Annotated in this window: 17 protein-coding genes; 7 read left to right on the top strand and 10 right to left on the bottom strand. The window is 66.7% G+C overall.

Features of this window, described 5'->3' with window-relative positions:
• Position 1: 1 nt before the first annotated feature.
• The 4 genes from SCA01S_RS02055 to SCA01S_RS02040 are packed head-to-tail and all read right to left on the bottom strand — an operon-like array spanning position 2 to position 6,517.
• On the bottom strand, positions 2–1,597 hold the full coding sequence (locus SCA01S_RS02055; RefSeq protein ID WP_084390725.1) for a tetratricopeptide repeat protein: 1,596 nt from the start codon (positions 1,595–1,597) through the stop codon (positions 2–4).
• Positions 1,590–2,966, bottom strand: a complete 1,377-nt coding sequence (prsR, locus tag SCA01S_RS02050) for a PEP-CTERM-box response regulator transcription factor (RefSeq protein ID WP_028658192.1) — start codon at positions 2,964–2,966, stop codon at positions 1,590–1,592. Before prsR ends, SCA01S_RS02055 begins: the two co-directional genes overlap by 8 nt.
• A complete protein-coding gene (gene prsK / locus SCA01S_RS02045) occupies positions 2,966–5,116 on the bottom strand; it encodes an XrtA/PEP-CTERM system histidine kinase PrsK (protein WP_062782381.1) in 2,151 nt (716 codons plus the stop codon). Before prsK ends, prsR begins: the two co-directional genes overlap by 1 nt.
• A 15-nt stretch (positions 5,117–5,131) precedes the next feature.
• Positions 5,132–6,517, bottom strand: coding sequence for a TIGR03013 family XrtA/PEP-CTERM system glycosyltransferase (locus tag SCA01S_RS02040; protein WP_062782378.1), 1,386 nt, complete (start codon positions 6,515–6,517; stop codon positions 5,132–5,134).
• Positions 6,518–6,706: 189 nt separating this feature from the next.
• On the opposite strand from SCA01S_RS02040, the gene SCA01S_RS02035 reads away from it, so the two are divergent.
• Positions 6,707–9,106 carry a patatin-like protein gene (locus SCA01S_RS02035; protein WP_062782375.1) on the top strand — a complete coding sequence of 800 codons (2,400 nt, stop codon included), beginning with the start codon at positions 6,707–6,709 and terminating at the stop codon, positions 9,104–9,106.
• Between the two features lie 63 nt (positions 9,107–9,169).
• Here the strand turns inward: SCA01S_RS02035 and dnaJ are convergent, their stop codons facing one another.
• Positions 9,170–10,309: a molecular chaperone DnaJ gene (gene dnaJ, locus SCA01S_RS02030; RefSeq protein ID WP_022677501.1), complete on the bottom strand. Its 1,140-nt coding sequence runs from the start codon at positions 10,307–10,309 to the stop codon at positions 9,170–9,172.
• A gap of 120 nt (positions 10,310–10,429) precedes the next feature.
• Positions 10,430–12,337 (bottom strand): molecular chaperone DnaK, encoded by a 1,908-nt coding sequence (dnaK, locus tag SCA01S_RS02025; RefSeq protein WP_062782372.1) that lies wholly within the window; start codon positions 12,335–12,337, stop codon positions 10,430–10,432.
• Between the two features lie 178 nt (positions 12,338–12,515).
• Here dnaK and SCA01S_RS02020 point away from each other — a divergent pair, with 178 nt between their 5' ends.
• Positions 12,516–13,070, top strand: coding sequence for a copper chaperone PCu(A)C (locus SCA01S_RS02020; RefSeq protein ID WP_157088832.1), 555 nt, complete (start codon positions 12,516–12,518; stop codon positions 13,068–13,070).
• 15 nt (positions 13,071–13,085) lie between these two features.
• Entirely contained in the window at positions 13,086–13,535 is a 450-nt protein-coding gene (locus SCA01S_RS02015; protein WP_062782369.1) for a hypothetical protein, read from the top strand.
• Here the strand turns inward: SCA01S_RS02015 and SCA01S_RS02010 are convergent, their stop codons facing one another.
• The 3 genes from SCA01S_RS02010 to hrcA form a co-directional block, all read right to left on the bottom strand.
• Positions 13,536–13,787, bottom strand: coding sequence for a glycine zipper domain-containing protein (locus tag SCA01S_RS02010; protein ID WP_022677504.1), 252 nt, complete (start codon positions 13,785–13,787; stop codon positions 13,536–13,538).
• A 208-nt stretch (positions 13,788–13,995) separates the two neighbouring features.
• Positions 13,996–14,562 (bottom strand): nucleotide exchange factor GrpE, encoded by a 567-nt coding sequence (grpE, locus tag SCA01S_RS02005; protein WP_022677505.1) that lies wholly within the window; start codon positions 14,560–14,562, stop codon positions 13,996–13,998.
• Positions 14,559–15,635, bottom strand: coding sequence for a heat-inducible transcriptional repressor HrcA (gene hrcA, locus SCA01S_RS02000; protein ID WP_062782367.1), 1,077 nt, complete (start codon positions 15,633–15,635; stop codon positions 14,559–14,561). The genes grpE and hrcA overlap by 4 nt, the downstream gene beginning before the upstream one ends.
• Before the next feature lie 135 nt (positions 15,636–15,770).
• Here hrcA and rph point away from each other — a divergent pair, with 135 nt between their 5' ends.
• From rph to SCA01S_RS01980, 4 genes are all read left to right on the top strand, one after another.
• Positions 15,771–16,487, top strand: coding sequence for a ribonuclease PH (gene rph / locus SCA01S_RS01995; protein ID WP_062782364.1), 717 nt, complete (start codon positions 15,771–15,773; stop codon positions 16,485–16,487).
• On the top strand, positions 16,484–17,113 hold the full coding sequence (gene rdgB, locus SCA01S_RS01990) for an RdgB/HAM1 family non-canonical purine NTP pyrophosphatase (protein WP_062782361.1): 630 nt from the start codon (positions 16,484–16,486) through the stop codon (positions 17,111–17,113). The genes rph and rdgB overlap by 4 nt, the downstream gene beginning before the upstream one ends.
• Before the next feature lie 111 nt (positions 17,114–17,224).
• Entirely contained in the window at positions 17,225–18,376 is a 1,152-nt protein-coding gene (gene hemW, locus SCA01S_RS01985) for a radical SAM family heme chaperone HemW (RefSeq protein WP_062782358.1), read from the top strand.
• 12 nt (positions 18,377–18,388) lie between these two features.
• Positions 18,389–19,288: a tyrosine recombinase XerC gene (locus SCA01S_RS01980; protein WP_062782355.1), complete on the top strand. Its 900-nt coding sequence runs from the start codon at positions 18,389–18,391 to the stop codon at positions 19,286–19,288.
• Between the two features lie 75 nt (positions 19,289–19,363).
• Here the strand turns inward: SCA01S_RS01980 and SCA01S_RS01975 are convergent, their stop codons facing one another.
• Positions 19,364–20,683 (bottom strand): sensor histidine kinase, encoded by a 1,320-nt coding sequence (locus SCA01S_RS01975; RefSeq protein ID WP_084390748.1) that lies wholly within the window; start codon positions 20,681–20,683, stop codon positions 19,364–19,366.
• Positions 20,684–20,696 lie beyond the last annotated feature (13 nt).

The raw sequence follows: 20,696 nt of genomic DNA, 5'->3' as shown, positions 1-20,696 counted from the left end.
CCTAAAGCACCTGCCCCCGCGCCGCCAGTGCGCGGGCCATGGCCTGGGCTTCGGTCTGGCGCCCTTCCCCCGCCCAGGCGACGACAAGCAGCCGCATCGCCAGGAGGCTTTCGGGATTTTGCGCCAGATAGCGCGCGGTCATCGCGTCGGCGTCCTTGGCCCGGCCCGCCGCGCGCAGGGCTGCGTCCATGCGGCGTAGCACCGGTTCGTTGAACCGGATCGCCGCCGCAGCATCATAACTGGCAAGCGCACCGCGCGCGTCATTGGTGATCATGCGAGCGTCACCGGCCAGAAGCCAGGCTTCGGCCGCGCCGGGATTGGCCGCGCGCAGCCGATCGGCAATGGCCCGCGCCTGGTCAAACTGCCGCGCGGCGAGCAGGCCACGGACATAGGGCACCGCCACGTCGGCAAAATTGGGGCCATCCTGATAGCGGAGCGCGAGTGCCCCCAGCGGCAGATCGGGCGGAATCGCCGTGAAGGGCCGCGTGTTGCCCATCCTGGCGGCAACGGTGGCCAAATCCTTGGCCCGTTGTGGCTGGCGCAGCCCCTGCCAGGCGCGCGCCACTGTGGCTTGCAGATAGGGTGTGGCAAAGGGCTGCCGCGCCACGCTATCCCACCGCCAGGCCACCTGGCGCAGATCGCCCTCGCGCGCAATGGCGCGGGCGAGCAATTGCTGTGCCTGGAGATTTGCCGGTTGCAGCCGCACCAGCCGCGCCAGCAATCCGGCCGAAACGCTGTAGTTGCCCGCGCGATATTCCAGCACGCCGCCCAGCAGCATGGCCGCGGGCATGTCGCGCAGCGCGGTGCCGGTGCGTTGCAACAGGGTGCGGGCAAGCTCGGTCTTGCCAGCGCGGGCGGCCAGCACGGCCTGGAAATAGAGCGTGCGCGGGTTGCCCGGGTCCACCTCGGCCAGTTTGCGCACCACCACCAGCATGGCGCGGGCCTGGCCCATGTCACCCAGGGTGGCAGCATATTCGGTCAGCAGATCAGGATCTTGGGGATGGATCTTGAGGCCCTGCTCGAACCACGGCAGCGCGGCGCGCAGCCCGAACTGTTCGCGCACCAGCATGCCGCGCAGCGCCAGCGCCCGGGCATTGCGTGGGTCCAGCGCCACCGCCCGTGCTGCCGCCTGCACCGATTGCGCCTGCTCCCCCCCGGCAAAGCGCAGGCGCGCGATCGCCACCCACAGATCGGCGTCGTCGGGCGTGAGCCGCAAGGCCTGGTCAAACGCCTGGCCCGCCGCCGGCAAGCGCCCTTCGGCCAGGGCCAGTTGCCCACGCATGCGCCAGCCAAGTGCGGCGGTATCGGGCGTGAACTGCGCCGCGCCATCGAGCACAGTGTGGGCATCGGCCAAAGCACCGCGCGCCAGCAGCGCCGCGGCCAGATCGGCGCGCAGCGCATCGGCCGGCGCACCCTGGCGCATGGCTTCGCGCAGGGCCACTTCGGCCGAGATCGGATCGCGCCGCGCCAGCGCTGCCCGCGCCTTGGCCCGCACCGCATCGAGCGGGGGGCCATCGGCCGCCGCCTGCCCCACCGGCGCCAGGGCCAGGAGCGTTGCCGCGAGCGACACGAGCAAGGCACGCCTGCGGTTACCCATGCATGTCATATTGCTTGAGCAAGTCGTAAAGCGTCGGCCGACTGATACCGAGCAGACGCGCCGTGCTGGAAATGTTGCCCTCGCTACGGGCCAGGGCGTGGCGGATCGCCTTGCGATCGGCCGCCTCGCGCACCGCCTTGAGGTTGAGCGGATTGTCTGCCCCGGCGTCGGCCAGCGGGAGATCGAGGTCGGCGGCCGCCACCAGCTTGCCATCGGCCATGATCACCGCGCGCTTAACCCGGTTTTCCAACTCACGCACATTGCCCGGCCAGCCCCATCCGTCAATCGCGGCCAGGGCATCGGGGGCGAAGCCCTTGACCGAGGGGTTCATCTGCGCGGCAAAGCGGGTGAGGAACGCCTTGGCGAGCAAAGTGGCATCGCCCGGCCGCTGCGCCAAGCTGGGGATCTTCACGACGATTTCAGCGAGGCGATACCACAGGTCTTCGCGAAAACGCCCTTCGGCGATCATCGCCTCGAGGTTCTGGTGCGTGGCGCAGACGATGCGCGTATCGACCGCGATCGAGCGGCGCCCGCCGATCCGCTCGATCGTGCGTTCCTGCAGGAAGCGCAGCAGCTTGACCTGCAACTGCAGCGGAATATCGCCCACTTCATCGAGGAACAGCGTGCCACCATTGGCCTGTTCGATCTTGCCCTCAGTGGTCTTGACCGCACCGGTGAACGCGCCCTTTTCGTGGCCGAACAGCTCGCTTTCCAGAAGGTTTTCCGGGATCGCCGCGCAGTTGATCGCCACGAACGCGCCGCTCGCCCGGCTCGATGCCTCGTGCAGGCCGCGCGCCAGCAGTTCCTTGCCGGTGCCGCTGGCGCCGAGCAGCATGACCGAGACATTGGTATTGGCCACCCGCTCGATCGTGCGGGCAACCTTGACCATTTCCGGTGCGGCCGTGATCATGTTGCCCAGCACGCGGTGATCGGCCGGCGCCCGCGTGGCCAGGCTGAGGTTTTCCGCCTCGATCCGGTGAAGATGCAGGGCGCGGCGCACGATCAGGCCCAAGGCGTCGATATCCACCGGCTTGGGATAGAAATCATAGGCACCCTGCGCCACGGCGCGCAGCGCGGATTCGCGCGCGCCGTGGCCCGAGGCCACGATAACCTTGGTGTCAGGCTTGATTGCCATGATCTCGTCCAGCACGGCAAAGCCCTCGCTCACTCCATCGGGATCGGGCGGCAGGCCCAGATCGAGCGTGACCACTGCCGGCTCTTCGGCGCGCAACAGGGTAAGCGCGCTGGCGCGATCGCCGGCGATGAACACCTCGAAATCCTCGTAGGCCCACTTGAGCTGCGCCTGGAGGCCCGGATCATCTTCGACGATGAGCAGCTTGGGCAGCTGCTTGGCGCGGGTGTCGGTCATCATGCAACGTCCTGCTGGGAATAGGGTGGGGACAGGGCAGCGGCGGCAGCAAGCGGCAGGCGCACGGAAAAGCGGCTGCCCAGCCCTTCCCGGCTTTCCACGTCGAGCCGGCCGCGCATGGCGTGCACCAGTTCGCGCGCTTCGAAGGCGCCGATGCCAAAGCCGCCGGCCTTGGTGGAAACGAATGGCTTGAACAGGTTGTTGCGCACGAACTCGGCGCTCATGCCGGTGCCGGTGTCGATGACGTCGATGCAGCCGTGCAGCGCCTCGCTGCGCAGTTCGACCCGCACGGTTTGCCCGGGAGGGCTGGCATCAATGGCGTTCTGCACCAGGTGGGCCAGCACCTGTTCCAGCGTTTCGCGGTTGGCCATGATCGTGCAGGGGTCATGCACCGTCACCACCACTTGCGCCCCGCTGGCGCCATGCGGCCAGCGACCGGCCAGCGCCTGGGCCACCGCCACGGCATCAACCGCGGCGAGTTGCTCCACATTGCCGGCGCCATAGCGCGACAGGCGGGCGATCAGGGCGTTGAGCTTGTCGGCCGAGTTGCTCAGCGTGACGAGCATGTCCTTGCGGAACTCGGGATTGTCGGCGTGGCGCTGCGCGTTGCGCGCGAGCAGGCCCAGCTGGCTCGCCAAGTTCTTGATATCGTGCATCACGAAGGCGATGCGGCGGTTGAATTCATCGAACCGGCTGGCTTCGAGCAGCGCGAGCTGGCCATTGTTTTCGGCGATGTAGCTGGCCAGCTGATGGCCCACCACGCGCAGCAGATCGAAATCCTCCCAATCGAGCTGGCGCGCCACCGCCGGGCGGCCGAGCACGACAAGGCCGACCAGCCGATCGAAATGGAGCAGCGGCACCAGGGCCCAGACGGCCTCTTCCTCGATCATCCAGACGGGCGTGGCCTGCGCCTCGCCGCGGTGGTCGATGCCGCCGCGCACTTCATCGAGATCGACGATGAAGCCGTGGGTTTCGAAGAAGGCGGCGCCTGCTGCGTCGAGCCCCTGGGCCGGCACATCGAGCGTGGGCCATTGCCAGCGTGCCGCCAGGACCAGTTCGCCGCTATCGGCCGGCATCAGCAAAGCGCCGCGCGCGCTGTCGGTGATATCGGCCACGGCCTGGATCACGCGGGTATGCAACGGCACGGTATCGCCCGCGCCACTGGTCATCCCGCCCGGCCCCCGTGCCCCACCCCGGCCGATCGTGGCGTTGAAGCGCAGCCATTCGGCGCGATAGTCATAGCGGTGCTGGAAGAAATGCTTGGACAGCATGACGTTGAGCCAGCCGCGCAGGCGTCCCGAAGGCATCAGCGCAAGGACCAGCACCGATGAGGCGAACACGAAACCAAGCTGGGTCAGCATCGTGGCACTGCCACCTGCCCAGGCGATGGACTGCGCCACGCCGACCATGACCAGCATATAGCCGCCGATCACCAGCAGCGAGAGCGACTGAAACGCCACCGTGCGCGAGGGCGAAAAGCGCCCGGTGGTCTGCTCGCGCACGGCGCCCGCCGCCAGCAGGGCGACGCCGAGCAATGCGGCGAGCGCGCGCAGGCTGACGAGTTCGGCCGGCGTGCCGCGCACCAGATAGGCGATAGTGTAGAAATTGAGATCGTAGCCCCAGATCACCGCCAGGGCAGCGCAGGTCCACCGTACGGCGCTGCGCTGCGCGGTCATCGCCCCGGCATAGAGATTGTGCACCAGCACCAGCGCGCCGGTGATCACCAGCAGGCGCAGCATCACCGCAATCTGGAAAATCATCGCCCGTGCCACCGGGAACGCGGCAAAGCGCCAATCGAGCACGAGCAGCACGACCTGGAGCAGTTCCACCACGGCCAGCACGATCAGCACCGGCCGCACCGGCGCTACGGATTCATGCCGTCCATCCCGGGCGAAGAGGGCATAGACCACCAGCAGCCAGGCCAGGTTGCGCGCCACATCGGCCAAGAGCGCCACGGGCGCGTGCGGCCCCAATGCGGCCTGCAGCAAGGCCCAGACCGCTCCAACCAGCACCGCCGCGGTTCCCGCGCGGCTGACCGGCCGACCGCGCCGTTGCCGATCGATCTGCCACACGCCCAGCACCAGCCCGGCAAAGGCCGCCAGCACAAAGGCCCATTGGCCCAATCCTGTCCATCCCAGAGGGGCCTGCATCGCGGCAGCGCCTGCTTAACGCGCGCCTTCGTGCCAGAGCACGACGCGCAGGGTTTGCAGCAGGATCAAGAGGTCAAGAAACGGGGTGTAATTCTTGGCGTAATAGAGATCGTATTCCAGCTTGTGCCGCGAATCCTCGATAGAGGCGCCGTAGGGATAGTTGATCTGCGCCCAGCCGGTGATGCCCGGCTTCACCATGTGGCGTTCTGCGTAATAGGGCAGATGCTCTTCCAGGTCTGACACGAATTCGGGCCGTTCCGGGCGCGGGCCGACAAAGCTCATCTGCCCTTTGAGCACGGTCCAGGTCTGCGGCAGTTCATCGATGCGCAGCTTGCGGATCAGCCGGCCGATGCGCGTGACGCGCGGATCGTTCTTGGCGGCCCATTGCGCGCCGCCGGCCTCGGCATCGGTGCGCATGGAGCGCAGCTTGATGAGGTTGAAGGTTTCGCCATAGAGGCCGACGCGGGTTTGCCGGAAGAATGCCGGCCCCTTGCTGTCGAGCTTTACCAGGATGGCAAAGACCAGGATGATCGGGGCGGTCAGCGCCAGGAGCAGCAGGCTGGCGCAGATATCGAACGCGCGCTTGATCGCACCCGACAGCATGCGGCCCGAGGAAAACCCATCGGAAAAGATCAGCCAGCTGGGATTGACCGTATCGAGATCGACGCGGCCGGTCTCGCGCTCGACAAAGGTGGAGAAGTCATTCACATGCACGCCGGTGGTCTTGATCCGCAGCAAGTCCTTCAGCGGCAGCGCATTGCGCCGCTCTTCCAGCGCGAGCACCACCTCGCTCACGCCGAGGTTTTCGACAAACCGCGTCAGATTGGGCAGCGCGTCGCGGCTGATCGCTTCCTCGATCAGCGGGTGCTGCGTGCTCATCGCGACATAGCCGACGATGACGAAGCCGGCCTCGGGCCGCTCGCCCAGCTTGCGCAGGCGATCGGCGCGCTTGCCCGCACCCAGCACCAGCACGCGGCGACGAAACGCCGCCGTGCCGAGGAACCCGCCCAGCACCAGCCGCACGCCAACCAGCAGGACCATGGAAAAGACCATGGCGTAGAACAGGTTGGACCGCCACAGCGTGTGGCCGGGGATCAGGAAATAGACGACCGAGAGCGCAATGATGCCAAGGCTGACGGCGACCATCAGCCGCGCCGTGGCGTAGCGCATCGAGCGCAGCGCGTCAGAGCCATAGACGCCGACCGAGACCATTGCGGTCTGCACCAGCACGGCAAAGGTAAGCAGTGGCCACAGGCGATCGCTGGCATAGCCCACATCGATGCCGATCTGGTGGGCACGCACCACCCAGCCCAGTTCACCCGCCAGCACCAGCAGCCAGAAATCGATGATTCCCAGCAGGAAGACCGCGTTGGGAATATAGTGTTTGAACAAGCGGATCATCAGGCCAAGGGTATCCAGCTGCGCCCTGCCGGGGCGGATCGGTAACTGCGCGTATCGTTCTGTGGCGGGGATAGGCCCGCACGGGTAAATTGTCGGTGAATCTGACAAGTCGCGGTTAATAGCGTCGGACCGGCTTACAGCCTCTCGCCCCTACTGGTCGAGCGCTTCAATCCCTGTCATGGTCTGGCGATGCGGCAGAAAGAACTGCGCCTGGCCCTTGTTTCCACCGGCGGCATCAGCCTGGCGGTGTATATGCATGGGGTTACCAAGGAACTGTGGCACCTGTCGCGCGCCAGCTGCGCGGTCAACGCCAAGGCCGGCTCTGCCGCAGCGCCCGTGCCAGAGCCGGGGATCGAAGCAGTGTGGATCGCCCTACTGGACACCATCCACGCCGAGCGCGGGCTGCGCCTGCGCGTACTGGTCGATATCCTCTCGGGCGCCAGCGCCGGTGGCATCAATGCCGTGTTCCTGGGCCAGGCGCTTGCCACCGGGCAAAGCCTGGAGCCGCTGACGCGGCTGTGGCTAGCCCGCGCCGATAGCGACGTACTGCTCGATCCCGATGCCCGGCCATGGGGGCGCTTTGCCAAGTTCTGGGCGCAGCCGCTGGTCTGGGCCGTGCTGCGCTGGCCCGCGCTGCGCGCACGGGGTGGCGAACTGGCGCAGCAGGTGGATTACGAAACACGCCACAGCAAGGCCTGGGGCGAAGTGCGCCGCAAGATTTCGCGCCTGATCCGCGCGCGCTGGTTTGCCCCGCCGTTCAGCGGCATCGGCTTTTCCCGCCTGCTGGCCGAGGCGCTCGATGCGATGGCGCGCAGCGGCAATGCCGCGCCGCTGCTGCCGCCGGGCCACCCGATCGATCTGATGGTGACGGCCACCGATTTTGCTGGCCATCCCGCGCCGCTGCGGCTCAACAGCCCGCCCTTGGTAGAGGAAAACGAACACCGCCTGGGCATCGGCTTTCGCGCCGAGGCCCGCGCCCATACCGGCGAAGGCCTGGCCCCGCTGCCCGAACTGGTCCTGGCCGCGCGCGCCACAGCGAGCTTTCCCGGCGCGTTTCCGCCGCTGACCATTGCCGAGATTGACCGTCTGGTCGCCGAACGCGGCGAAACCTGGCGTGGCCGCTCGGCCTTTCTGCAGCGGATCATGCCCAATCGCTGGCGGCGCGGCACGGTGGACCAGGCCGCGCTGGTCGACGGCGCCGTGCTGGTCAACCGCCCGTTCGCGCCGGCCATGGCCGCGCTGGGCAGCCGCCCTTCCCGGCGCGAGGTGGACCGGCGTTTCGTCTATCTCGATCCCGCGCCACACGCGCCCGGCGATGCCGCGCCGGCGGCCGCGCCTGTGGGGTTTATCGCGGCGATCTTTGGCGCCCTCTCCACCATCCCGCGCGAGCAGCCGATTCGCGACAACCTGGAGGCGCTGGAGCGGCAATCACGCGAGCGCCTGCGGCTGCGCGCGATCGTCGATTCGCTGCAGGGCGAGATCGAGGAAACCGTGGCCAAGCTGTTTGGCCACACGCTGTTTTTCGATTGGCCCAACCCCAAGCGCCTGATCACCTGGCGCGCCCGGGCGCAGCAGGCCGCCGCCGAGCAGGCTGGTTATGCGTTTCATGGCTATGCCCAGGTCAAGCTGGCGGGGATCGTCGCCGATCTGGCCGAGGTGATCACCCAGGCCCTGCCCGCCGATGACAACGCCGGGGTGGAAGAAGCCCTGTGGCGCCACCTCAACCAGCTTGGTCTCGACAACCTGAGCGCGCGCGGCGCAGGTGCGACGGCCCCGGCCATCGCCTTTTTCCGCGCCCACGACCTGGCATTCCGCATCCGCCGGTTGAAACTTCTGGCCCGCCGGCTGACCGCCGATTGGGACGAAGCCGCCGGCATCGACCCGGCCGCGCGCGAGGCAGCACGCGACGTGGTCTATCGTGCCCAGGCGCTGTATCAGGCGCGGGCCAGCCTGAGCGGGCTGGGCCCCGGCTTTGCCGCCAGTGCCGCCGTGGTGCGCGAAGACCCTGGCGCGGTCCTGGCCGCGATTGCCGCGCGGCGCGATCTGGCGCGGCTGGATGATGAAGTGGATGGGCTGTTCGTCCATGCGCTGGGCATGATGGACAAGGCGCTGCGCCGCCGTTTCTTGCACGCCTATCTGGGCTTTCCGTTCTATGACGTCGCCACGCTGCCGCTGTTTCAAGGCGATGGCCTGGGTGAGTTCGACCCGGTCAAGGTCGACCGTATTTCGCCCGAAGACGCCACCACCATCCGCAGCGGCGGCACGCGCGCCTGCCTCAAGGGCATTGCATTCACCCACTTCGGCGCGTTCTTCAGCCGTGCCTGGCGCGAGAATGACTATCTGTGGGGGCGGCTCAATGGTGCGGAACGGCTGATCGACATGGTCTGTTCGACGCTGGACGAGCCGCTTGATCCTGCTTTGATCGAGACCTTCAAGCGGGATGCGTTCCTGGCGATCTTGGCCGAAGAGGAACGGCGCTTACGGGCAGACGCTGAGTTGGTGCCAAGTGTGCGGGCGGAGGTTTTGGCGAAGTTTGATGGTGGCTTCCACCACCCCCCGACCCCCTCCTCTAAAGAGGATGGGGAGTAGACATAAAAAAGCCCCCTCCTCTTCAGAGGAGGGGGTTGGGGGTGGTGGACGCCTTGCCCGATGTTATTCCGTCAAATCGGTCCAGGCATCTTTGATGCGTTCGAAAAAGCCCTTGGATTGCGGGCATTCCTCGCCGGTTTCGGTGCTCTGGAATTCGCGCAGCAGTTCGCGCTGGCGCGCCGACAGTTTGGTGGGCGTTTCCACCTGGATTTCCACGACAAGATCGCCCGAGCCGCGCCCTTGCAGCACGGGCATGCCCGCGCCGCGCTTGCGCAGCTGCTTGCCCGATTGGATGCCGGCGGGAATCTCGATCGCGTGGCGGCTGCCGTCCAAGCCGGGGATCTCGATTTCGCCGCCCAGGGCCGCGGTGGTGAAGCTGATCGGGGCACGGGTCAGCAGCGTGGTACCGTCGCGCTCGAACACCTTGTGCCGGGCAATGTGCAGGAAGATGTAGAGATCGCCGGCCGGGGCGCCATTGGGCCCGGCCTCGCCCTTGCCAGCCAGGCGGATGCGCGTGCCGGTATCGACGCCGGCGGGAATATCCACCGCCAAGGTCTGCGGCGCATCGACGCGGCCTTCGCCACGGCAATGGCGGCAGGGCTTTTCGATCACTTCGCCGCGACCGTGGCAGTTGGGGCAGGCCCGCTCCACCATGAAAAAGCCCTGCTGTGCGCGCACCTTGCCATGTCCGCCGCACAGGTTGCAGCGGCGGGCAGAAGTGCCAGGCGTGGCGCCGGAACCACTGCACGGTTCGCAAGTCTGCGAAACCTCGACACTGATTTCGGCGGTCTTGCCATGGAACGCCTCTTCCAGCGTCACTTCCATGTCATAGCGCAAATCGGCGCCGCGCCGGCTTTGTTGCCGGCCACCACCGCCACCAAAGGCGCCGCCGAAGATGGTTTCGAAGATATCGCCGATGTCGCCGAAATCGCCGCCGCCAAAACCGCCTGCACCGCCGCCACCGGGGCCGCCCTGCTGGAACGCGGCATGGCCATAGCGATCATAGGCGGCGCGCTTTTGCGGATCGGAGAGGCAGGCATAGGCCTCGTTGATCTGCTTGAACTTGGCCTCGGAATCCTGACACCCCGGATTCTTGTCGGGGTGGAATTTCATCGCCAGCTTGCGGAACGCAGACTTGATGACCTTGTCATCAGCCGTCCGTTCCACTTCCAGCAATTCGTAATAATCGGCTTCAACTGCCATAACAAAGCCCTCGCCCCGCACGGGGAGAGGGCCTGGGCAATGCCATGTTAAAGGCGTTCCTGGTCCCCTCTCCCCGTCCCTTGCCGCGCTGCGCGGCAAGAGAGGGGGTCATGTTGCAGATCAAGCCTTGGTGTCGTCCACTTCCGAGAACTCGGCGTCGACCACGCCATCGTCCTTGGGCGCTTCTGCCCCCGGAGAGGCGGCACCGGCCTGTTCCTTTTCATAGATCGCCTGGCCCAGCTTCATCGCCTTGTCGGTGAGGGCCTGGGTTTTGGCGGTCATGTCTTCGGCATTGCCGCTTTCGATTGCGGTCTTGGCTTCTGCCAGGGCTGCCTCGATTTCGGCCTTGAGGCCCGCGTCGACCTTGTCGCCATGCTCTTCAAGCTGGCGCTCGGTGGCGTGAACCAGGCTTTCGGCGTTGTTCTTGGCCTCGGCCGCCTCGCGGCGCTTCTTATCGTCAGCCGCGAACTTTTCCGCGTCGCGCACCATCTGGTCGATATCGGAGTCGGACAGACCGCCCGATGCCTGGATGCGGATCTGCTGTTCCTTGCCGGTGCCCTTGTCCTTGGCCGACACGTTGACGATGCCGTTGGCGTCGATGTCGAACGTCACCTCGATCTGGGGCACGCCGCGCCGTGCGGGCGGAATGCCGAGCAGGTCGAACTGGCCCAGCAGCTTGTTGTCCTGCGCCATTTCGCGTTCACCCTGGAACACGCGGATGGTTACGGCCTGCTGGTTGTCTTCCGCGGTCGAGTAGACCTGGCTCTTCTTGGTCGGGATCGTGGTGTTGCGGTCGATCATCTTGGTCATGATGCCGCCCAGCGTTTCGATACCCAGCGACAGCGGGGTCACGTCGAGCAGCAGCACGTCCTTGACGTCGCCCTGGAGCACGCCGGCCTGGATGGCCGCGCCCATGGCCACGACTTCGTCAGGGTTCACGCCGGTGTGCGGGTCCTTGCCGAAGAAGTCCTTCACCACGTCGCGCACCTTGGGCATGCGGGTCATGCCGCCGACCAGCACCACGTCGTCGATGTCCTTGGCCGAAAGGCCGGCATCGGCCAGCGCCTTGCGGCAGGGCTCAAGCGTGCGCTCGATCAGCTTGCCGACCAGGCGTTCGAGGTCCGAACGGGTGATGGTTTCCACCAGGTGCAGCGGGGTGGTGCTGCCACCTTCCATGCGCGCGGTGATGAAGGGCAGGTTGATTTCGGTGGTCTGGGCCGAAGACAGTTCGATCTTGGCCTTTTCCGCCGCTTCCTTGAGACGCTGCAGGGCAAGCTTGTCGCCACGCAGATCAAGGCCTTCCTTGCCCTTGAACTTGTCCGCCAGGTATTCGACCAGCGCGGTGTCAAAGTCTTCACCGCCCAGGAACGTGTCACCGTTGGTGGACTTCACCTCGAACACGCCATCGCCGATTTCGAGGATGGAGATGTCGAACGTGCCGCCGCCAAGGTCGTACACGGCAATGGTCTTGCCGTCCTGCTTGTCGAGGCCATAGGCCAGCGCGGCCGCAGTCGGCTCGTTGATGATGCGCAGCACTTCAAGGCCAGCGATCTGGCCGGCGTCCTTGGTCGCCTGGCGCTGCGCGTCGTTGAAGTAAGCGGGCACGGTGATCACTGCCTGCGTCACGGTTTCGCCGAGGTAGCTTTCGGCGGTTTCCTTCATCTTCTGAAGGGTATAGGCCGAAATCTGCGACGGGCTGTAATCCTGGCCGCCAGCCGCAACCCACGCATCGCCGTTCTTGCCCTTGGTGATCGTGTAGGGCACCAGCTGGGTGTCCTTCTGGGTCAGCGGATCGTCGAAACGACGGCCGATCAGACGCTTGACCGCAAAGATCGTGTTGTCAGGGTTGGTCACGGCCTGGCGCTTGGCCGGCTGACCGATCAGGCGCTCACCGTCCTTGGTGAAAGCCACGATCGAAGGCGTCGTGCGCGCGCCTTCCGAATTCTCGATGACCTTGGGCGTGCCCCCGTCCATCACCGCGACGCAGCTGTTGGTCGTGCCGAGGTCGATACCAATAACTTTAGCCATGTTTCCCCATATCCTTCGCGTGTTGACACCGCTTAATCGGGCGTCCCCCTTGTGGGCAGGCGCCACCTTGGCGGCTCGTTACGGGCGGGATATAGGTGCGCTTGCGCTTGGCACAAGCCCCGCGCGTGCTATGGCTGCGTCACATTTTCACCTCGCTTGAAAAGAAGGATCGCATCGCATGCGCGCACCTGTTCTGGCCGGCATGGCCTGTCTTGCCCTGGCTTCGGGCCTTGCCCTGGCGGGATGCAGCAAGCCTGCGCCGCAGGAAAGCCCCAGCGTTGCCGCAAGCCTCGATGCCACGCCTGAAAACGCACCGGGCACCACGCTGACCGATGCAACCGTGCAGTTGCCCGCCGTGGCCGGCAATCCGGGCGTTGCCTATTTCACCCTGGCGCAGGGCAGCGGGCCCGACCGCCAGCTGGTAGCCGTGCATGTCGACGGCGCGGGCCGCGCGGAAATGCATGAAAGCGCGATGAAGGATGGCATGATGCAGATGTCGCCGCTCAAGGCGGTGCCGCTGCAATCGGGCAAGAGCGTGGAGTTCAAGCCCGGTGCCAACCACGTGATGCTGTTCGACCTCGCCCCCACGCTCAAGGCCGGCGGGGTGACCGAACTCACCATCACTCTCGACAACGGTGACAAGGCAACGACCAAGGCCAAGGTCGTCGCGCCCGGCGCCGCAGCCACAAGCACCGCCGCAGGCGGCAGCATGGACCACATGGATCATATGTAAGGCCAGCGCGCCATCATGGTCGCGCGCAAGTTGACGCCGGGCGAAGTGGCGCTGGGACGCAGCGTCTATGGTGCGGCGATCGATTGGCAGCGGGTGGAAGTGCGGCGCCGCCGCTGGTGGCCGTTTCAAGGGGTGAACGTGGTGATGGCGCCGATGGGGCACATCCACTTTCACCCCGGCGCCGATTTCTGGTCAGCCGATTTCGCGCAAGAGCACCTCAGCCTGCAAGGGCTTCTGATCCACGAATTGTGCCACGTGTGGCAATGGCAGCGGGGCGTCTTTCTGCCCCTGCAGCGTCATCCGTTCTGTCGCTATGCCTATGACTTGGTGCCGGGCAAGCCGTTTGCCCGCTATGGCCTGGAACAACAGGCGGAAATAGTGCGCCACGCCTTCCTGCTGGAGCAAGGCATGGCACTGCCCGACAAGCCACCGCTGGCGGCCTATCGGGCAGTCCTGCCGTTTTGATCAGCAGACGCGATAGCTGCGGCCATCGGCGTCGGTACGCCAGCAATCCTTCTTGACCTGCGAGCCGGCGGCAGCGCCCACTGCGCCGCCGATCGCTGCGCCAGTGCCAATATTGCCGCCGGAAATGCCGGCCACGGCAGCGCCGACGCCAGCCCCGGCCAAGCCACCTTCACCGGCATAGTTGCGCGCGCAACCGCCCAGCGACAGGGCACCAAGCGCAATGGCGGCGGGGATCAGGAACTTCTTACCCATGGCAATTCCTCCATCGCCCTCCCGTTGTCACAGGATATTACGATGAAAGCGGGCGGTTGGTTCCACAAAAGCGCGGTTTTTGGCCGCCACCACCCCCCAAACCCCCTCCTCTAAAGAGGATGGGGAGTTAAGGCTTTGACTTTAAAGCCCCCTCCTCTTCAGAGGAGGGAGTTGGGGGTGGTGCCAGGCCTTTGCCGACGCCCGAAAATCAATCCGGCTTCTTGGCCACCACGACCATGGCCGGGCGCAGCAGGCGGTCCTTAATGGTGTAACCGGCCTGAAGCTCCTGCACGACGGTGCCGGGTTCATGCTCGGCCGAGGGCACTTCCATCATGGCCTGGTGCTGATGCGGATCGAGCGGCATGCCCTTGGCGGCGATGCGGCTGATGCCGTGGTTGCCGAACACCTTTTCGATCTCGCGCCCGGTGGCTTCCAGGCCGGTGACCAGGTTCTTGAACTTGTCGTCCTCGCGCAGGTCGGCCGGGATGGTTTCCAGTGCGCGGGCCAGGTTGTCGGCCACCGACAGGATGTCGCGGGCAAAGCTGGTGGCGGCATAGGCGCGCGCATCGGCAATGTCCTTTTCCATGCGGCGGCGCACGTTCTGTGTCTCTGCCTTGGCATAGAGCACGTCCTGCTTGGCCACCTCGAGCGATTCGCGCAGGGCCGCCAACTCGGTATCGTGGCCAGCGGCGCCGGATTCCTTCAAATCCTCGGGCACGCCAGCCAGTTCGGCTTCCAGCTCTGCATCTTGCGGGCGCGTCTCGTTATCCGTCATTTGCGTGAAAATCCGTCTTGTCCGATAAGTTTGCCCAAGGATTGGGCCGTGAAATCCACCATGGGGACGACGCGCGCATAATTCAACCGCGTTGGCCCGATCACCCCCACTACACCGACCACCCGCCCCTCGCCGTCGCGCCAGGGCGAAGCGATCACCGAGGACCCCGAAAGCGAGAACAGGCGGTTCTCGCTGCCGATGAAAATACGCGTGGCCTGCGCCTCGCGCGCGGCGTCGAGCACGCCGGCAATCGCCTCGGCGCTTTCCAGTTCATCGAGCAGCAGGCGCACCCGCTCGATATCGCCGAGCGCGGCTTCATCCAGCAGGTTGGCCTGGCCGCGCACCACCAAGACCGGGCGCTGGGCCGCGTCCATGCTCCATACTGCCAGGCCGCGCTGCACCAGATCGGCGCTGGCAACATCGAGCGCGCTGCGCCCGCCGGCAATTTCGGCGCGGATCGCAGCAACTGCCTCGGCCAGGGTGCGGCCGGCGAGACGCGCGGTTAGATAGTTGGAGGCCTGTTCCAGCATGAAGGGCGCGGTGGGCGCCGGCAGATCGATCACGCGGTTTTCGATGCCACCGTCTTCGGCCACCAGCACGGCCAGCGCGCGCGTGGGCGACAGCGATACGAACGAAAGCTGCATCAGCCGCGGTTCGCGGCGCGGCACCATGATCACCCCTGCCCCGGCCGAAAGTTCGGAAAGCGCCGAGGTTGCCGCCGCCAGGGCCGCCTCGATCGTGCCGCCCTGCGCGCGGGTGCGCTTGAGGCCGCGTTCGATCTGGGCGCGTTCGGCCTCGCTCGGCTGGGCGACCTGCATGATGCCGTCGACGAACAGGCGCAGGCCCATTTCGGTGGGCATCCGCCCGGCGCTGGTGTGCGGCGCGGCCAGCAGCCCGGCGTCCTGCAATTCCTGCAAGACCGAGCGGATCGAGGCGGGCGACAGGTTGACCCCGCCCGCGCCGGCCAGCGTCTTGGAGCCGACCGGCTGGCCTGAGGCGATATAGCCCTCCACCACCAGGCGGAAGATATCGCGGGCGCGGTTGGACAGATCGGTAAGCGTGGAGCCGTTCATACCAGTGCCATATGTAGAAGCCTTGGCCCAAGGCTCAAGGGAATTGCTTGCCGCGCGGAATTGCTTGCGGGCCATCACGCAATCGGCCAAGGCAGCGCGCAATTCTGGCACCCACCCTTGCAAGGAAACCTCAACATGCGTCCTTCCGGCCGCGCCGCCGATCAGATGCGGGCGATCACCATCGAGACCAACTTCACCAAGCATGCCGAGGGCTCGGTCCTCATCGGCTTTGGCGACACCAAGGTGCTGGTGACGGCCTCGGTGGAAGAGCGCGTGCCGCCGTTCATGCGCGGCAAGGGTGAAGGCTGGGTGACGGCAGAATATTCGATGCTGCCCCGCGCCACCCACACCCGCGGCAGCCGCGAGGCGGCCAAGGGCAAGCAATCGGGCCGCACCCAGGAAATCCAGCGCCTGATCGGGCGGTCCTTGCGCGCCGTGACCGATCTCAAGAAACTGGGCGAACGCCAGATCACACTGGATTGCGACGTGATCCAGGCCGATGGCGGCACCCGCACCGCCTCGATCTCGGGCGCATGGGTTGCCCTGCGCCTGGCGGTGCAGAAGCTGATGGACGCCGGTGCGATCCAGGACGATCCGCTGACCCGCAAAGTCGCGGCGATTTCGTGCGGAATCGTCAAGGGCACCCCGGTGCTCGATCTCGATTACATCGAAGACAGCTCGGCCGATGCCGATGCCAACTTCGTGCTGATCGAAGGCGGCCACATCGCCGAAGTGCAGGCGACCGCCGAAGGCGCGACCTATGACGAGGAAGCGCTGCTGCGCCTGCTGCGGCTGGCGCGCCTGGGCTGCACCGACATCTTCGCCGCGCAGGAACAGGCCGTGGCGCGGTGAGCCGCACGCTCGCCCCCGGCAAGCTGGTCATTGCCACGCACAACAAGGGCAAGCTGCGCGAAATCCAGGCGCTGCTGGCCCCCTATGGCCTGGAATGCCTGTCGGCGGGCGAGCTTGGCCTGCCCGAACCGGCAGAAACCGGCACGACCTTTGTGGAAAATGCGCTGATCAAGGCGCATGCAGCGGCGCGCGCCGCCAACCTGCCGGCGCTGTCTGACGATTCCGGCCTTTCGGTGGCCGCGCTGGGCGGCGCGCCCGGCGTCTATACCGCCGATTGGGCGGAAGCGGCGCCCTTTGAAGGTGGGCCCGGCCGCGACTGGTACATGGCGATGGGCAAGGTTGAGGGCAAGCTGGCCGAGCTGGGCCCGGATGCCCCGCGCGACTGCTGGTTTTCCTGCGTTCTGGCGATTGCCTGGCCCGATGGCGAAGCGGTCAGCTATGAAGGGCGGGCCGATGGCACACTGACCTGGCCGCCGCGCGGCACGCTGGGCTTTGGCTATGACCCGGTGTTCGTGCCGGTGGGCGATACGCGCACCTTTGCCGAACTCGATCCGGCCGAAAAGCACGCCATCAGCCATCGCGCCGATGCCTTTGCCAAGCTGGTCGCCGCGCAGTTCGCGGGGTAGAAGGGGCTGGGTTAGCGCAGGAACTGCCACCACCCCCGACCCCCTCCTCTTCAGAGGAGGGGGTCGGGGGGTGGTGAGAGACCTTACGCAACACCCCGAACCGGAGAACAAATGCCCCCCCTCGCGCTCTATATCCACTGGCCGTTCTGTCTCGCAAAGTGTCCCTATTGCGACTTCAACAGCCATGTGCGCGCCAAGACGGACATGGCGGCGTGGGAAAGCGCGCTTCTGGCCGACATGGCGCACGAGGCGGCGCTGCTGCCCGGGCGGGAACTCACGTCGATCTTCTTTGGCGGTGGCACGCCCTCGCTGATGCCGCCGGCGCTGGTGTCGCGGCTGATCGAAGCGGCGGGGCAGCACTGGCGCCTGGCCAGCGATATCGAGATCACGCTGGAGGCCAATCCATCGTCGGTCGAAGCAGCCAATTTTGCCGCGCTGGCAAATGCGGGGATAAACCGCGTGTCGCTGGGCCTCCAGGCACTGGATGACGAGACGCTGCATTTCCTCGGCCGCCTGCATGATGCAGCTGAGGGGATGGCGGCGCTGGACGTGGCGCAGCGGCATTTTGCCCGCGTGACGTTTGACCTGATCTATGCCCGCCCCGGCCACACGCCTGAGACGTGGGACGCCGAACTGGCGCGGGCGCTGGCATTGGGCACCGGGCATATGTCGCTCTATCAGCTGACGATCGAACCGGGCACGCGCTTTGCCACGCTGGTGCGCGAAGGGCGCTTTACCCCGCTCGACGATGATGGCGCGGCCGACCTGTTTGCGCTGACCCGCGAACGCATGACCGCGGCCGGCTTGCCCGCCTACGAAATCAGCAACCACGCTCGCCCCGGCGAGGAAAGCCGCCACAACCTGACGTACTGGCGCTATGGCGATTATGCCGGGATCGGGCCGGGCGCGCATGGCCGCCGGCTCGACACCGCCACGGTCCGGCACCGCAAGCCGGAAAACTATCTGCGCGCAGTGGCTGAGCAAGGCCACGGCCTGGTGGACGAGCGCGCCCTGGGCCGGACCGAACAGGCCAGCGAAGCGCTGCTGATGGGCCTGCGTCTTGACGAAGGGGTGGATGTCGCCGCGCTTTCTCGCCGCTTTGGCCTGGCGGAAAGCGCGCTGATCGACCCGGCCAAGCGCGCGTTCCATGCGCGCGGCGGGTTGCTGCGCCAAGACGGCACGCGGCTGGTGGTGACCGAAGCGGGCATGCCGCTCCTCGATGCGCTGCTGGCCGAGCTGGTGCCGGCCGAACTGGTGGGCTGAGGGAAAAGCGGCATGGACCGGGCAGAGCTGCTGATGGCTTGGCATGATCACCTGGCGCTGTCGCTGCGCCGATCGCCCCATACCGTGCGCGCCTATCACAAGACCGCGCAACGCCTGCTCGATGCTCTGCCCGCCGGGCAGGACTGGGCCAGCCTGGCCCGGCTCGACGCCCCGCGCCTGCGCCAGCATCTGGCCGAGCGGCGCGCGGAAGGCCTGGTCAATACCTCTGCCGCGCGCGAGCTTTCCGCGCTCAAGGCGTTCCTGGCCTTTGCCCGTGCGCAAGCGGGCCTGCCCGATGCCGTGGCGCCGCGCCTGCGTGGGCCGCGCGTGAAGAAGGGCCTGCCCCGCCCGATTTCGCCGGACGATGCCGTGGCCCTGGCCGAGATGGTTTCCGACGAGGCCGCGCCCTGGATCGCCGCGCGCGACCGCGCCGTGCTGCTGCTGCTCTATGGCGCCGGCCTGCGCATTGCCGAAGCACTGGCCCTGCCCGCCAGCGTGCTGCCGCTGGGCGAACGGCTGGTGGTGACCGGCAAGGGCGGACGCCAGCGGGTGATCGCGCTGTTGCCGGCGGTGCGCCAGGCGGTGGCCGACTATGCCGCGCAGGTGCCCTGGCCGCTGGAGCGCGACGCCGCGCTGTTTCGCGGTGCCAAGGGCGGGCCGCTCTCGCCCGGCCTGGTTCAGCGCGCCATGGCCCGCGCCCGTGTGGCGCTGGGCCTGCCGGCCACGGCCACGCCCCATGCCCTGCGCCACAGCTTTGCCACGCACCTGCTGGGCGCCGGGGCCGACTTGCGCAGCCTGCAGGAACTATTGGGCCATGCCAGCCTGTCGTCGACGCAGATATATACGCGGGTGGATGCCGCCACGCTGCTCGATGCCTATCGCAATGCCCATCCGCGCGAGCGGGGGGAGTAGCGCGGCACAGCACCCCCCTCCACCACCGGCTTCGCCGGCGGTCCCCCTCCCCCCGCTTTGCGGAGGGAGGATCTTTTATTTGGCGCGGGGCAATCTGAGGGTCGTTAGCAGACCGCCCAGGTCTTCGCTTTCACCCAGCGTGACCGCGCCGCCATAGAGTTCGGCCACGTCGCGCACGATGGCGAGGCCGAGACCCGTGCCCGGCTTGCCGGTATCGAGCCGGGCGCCACGGTCGAAAATCCGCTCCCGCTCCGCCTCGGGTATGCCCATGCCGTCGTCTTCCACCCAGATATCGCAAAAGCGCGGATCGGTGGGCACGGCGTCGATGGTGATGAACACCGATCCGCCGCCATATTTGGCCGCATTTTCAATCAGGTTGCCCAGGATTTCATCAAGATCCTGCCGCTCGATCGCCACGCCCGCCTCACGGTTGCCATCCAGGTCAAAGCGCACGTCAGCATAGAGCCGCGTGACGGCGCGCACCACGGCATCGGCGCTTTCCCACACCGTGGCGCGCGACAGGCCGGTGGCGCGGCGGCCGACGGCGCGGGCGCGGGCGAGGTGGTGATCGACCTGGCGGCGCATTACTGCGGCCTCGCGGATTACAGTATCGGACAGGTCGGGCGCGTGGGCAGTCGCTGCGTTCATCACCACGGTCAGCGGCGTTTTCAGCGCATGGGCCAGGTTGCCGGCATGGGTGCGCGCCTCTTCTGCCTGCTTTTCGGAATGGGCCAGCAGCAGGTTGATTTCCTCGACCAGCGGCTGGACTTCCAGGGGCAGCGGCTCGTTCACGCGCGATGCGCCGCCTTCGCGCATGGCGGCAATCGCGCGGCGCACGCGGCGCAACGGGCCAAGGCCATAGAAGGTCTGCAGGCCGGCCATGATGAACAGACCCATGCCCAGCACCAGGAATGACCAGACCAGGATCGCGCGGATACGGGTGATCTGCGCATCAAGCTCGCCACGGCTGGCCGCCACGGAAAACTGCCATAGCGTATTGCTGCCGGGCAGGATGACCGAACGCTCGATCATGCGCAGCCGCTCATTATCGCCAAACTGGTTGGAATCGTAGATGTGCGGCGCGGTGTCGACGTGATCGGCGCGCAGCTTCAGCGTCCGGTCCCACAGCGAGCGGGAGGGGAAATCGTCATGCCCCTGCCCCGAAATCTGCCAATAGAGGCCGCTATTGGGTTCGAGAAAGCGCTGGTCGCCCAGGGTGCGGTTGAAGAACACCTCCCCATCGGGCCCGATTTCGGCCGAAGCGACCATGGCAGTGAGCATGTAGTTGAGCTGGTCATCGAAATTGCGGGTGACCAGCCCGGTCAGCGTGCGATCAAGGGCCAGCCCGCCGCCCAGCAATAGCACCGTGACCCAGGCAAACGCGATCAGCAGCATGCGCCGCGACAGC

The sequence above is a fragment of the Novosphingobium capsulatum NBRC 12533 genome (assembly GCF_001598375.1).
GTDB lineage: Bacteria > Pseudomonadota > Alphaproteobacteria > Sphingomonadales > Sphingomonadaceae > Novosphingobium > Novosphingobium capsulatum.
This window is presented reverse-complemented; position numbering and strand designations above follow the sequence as displayed.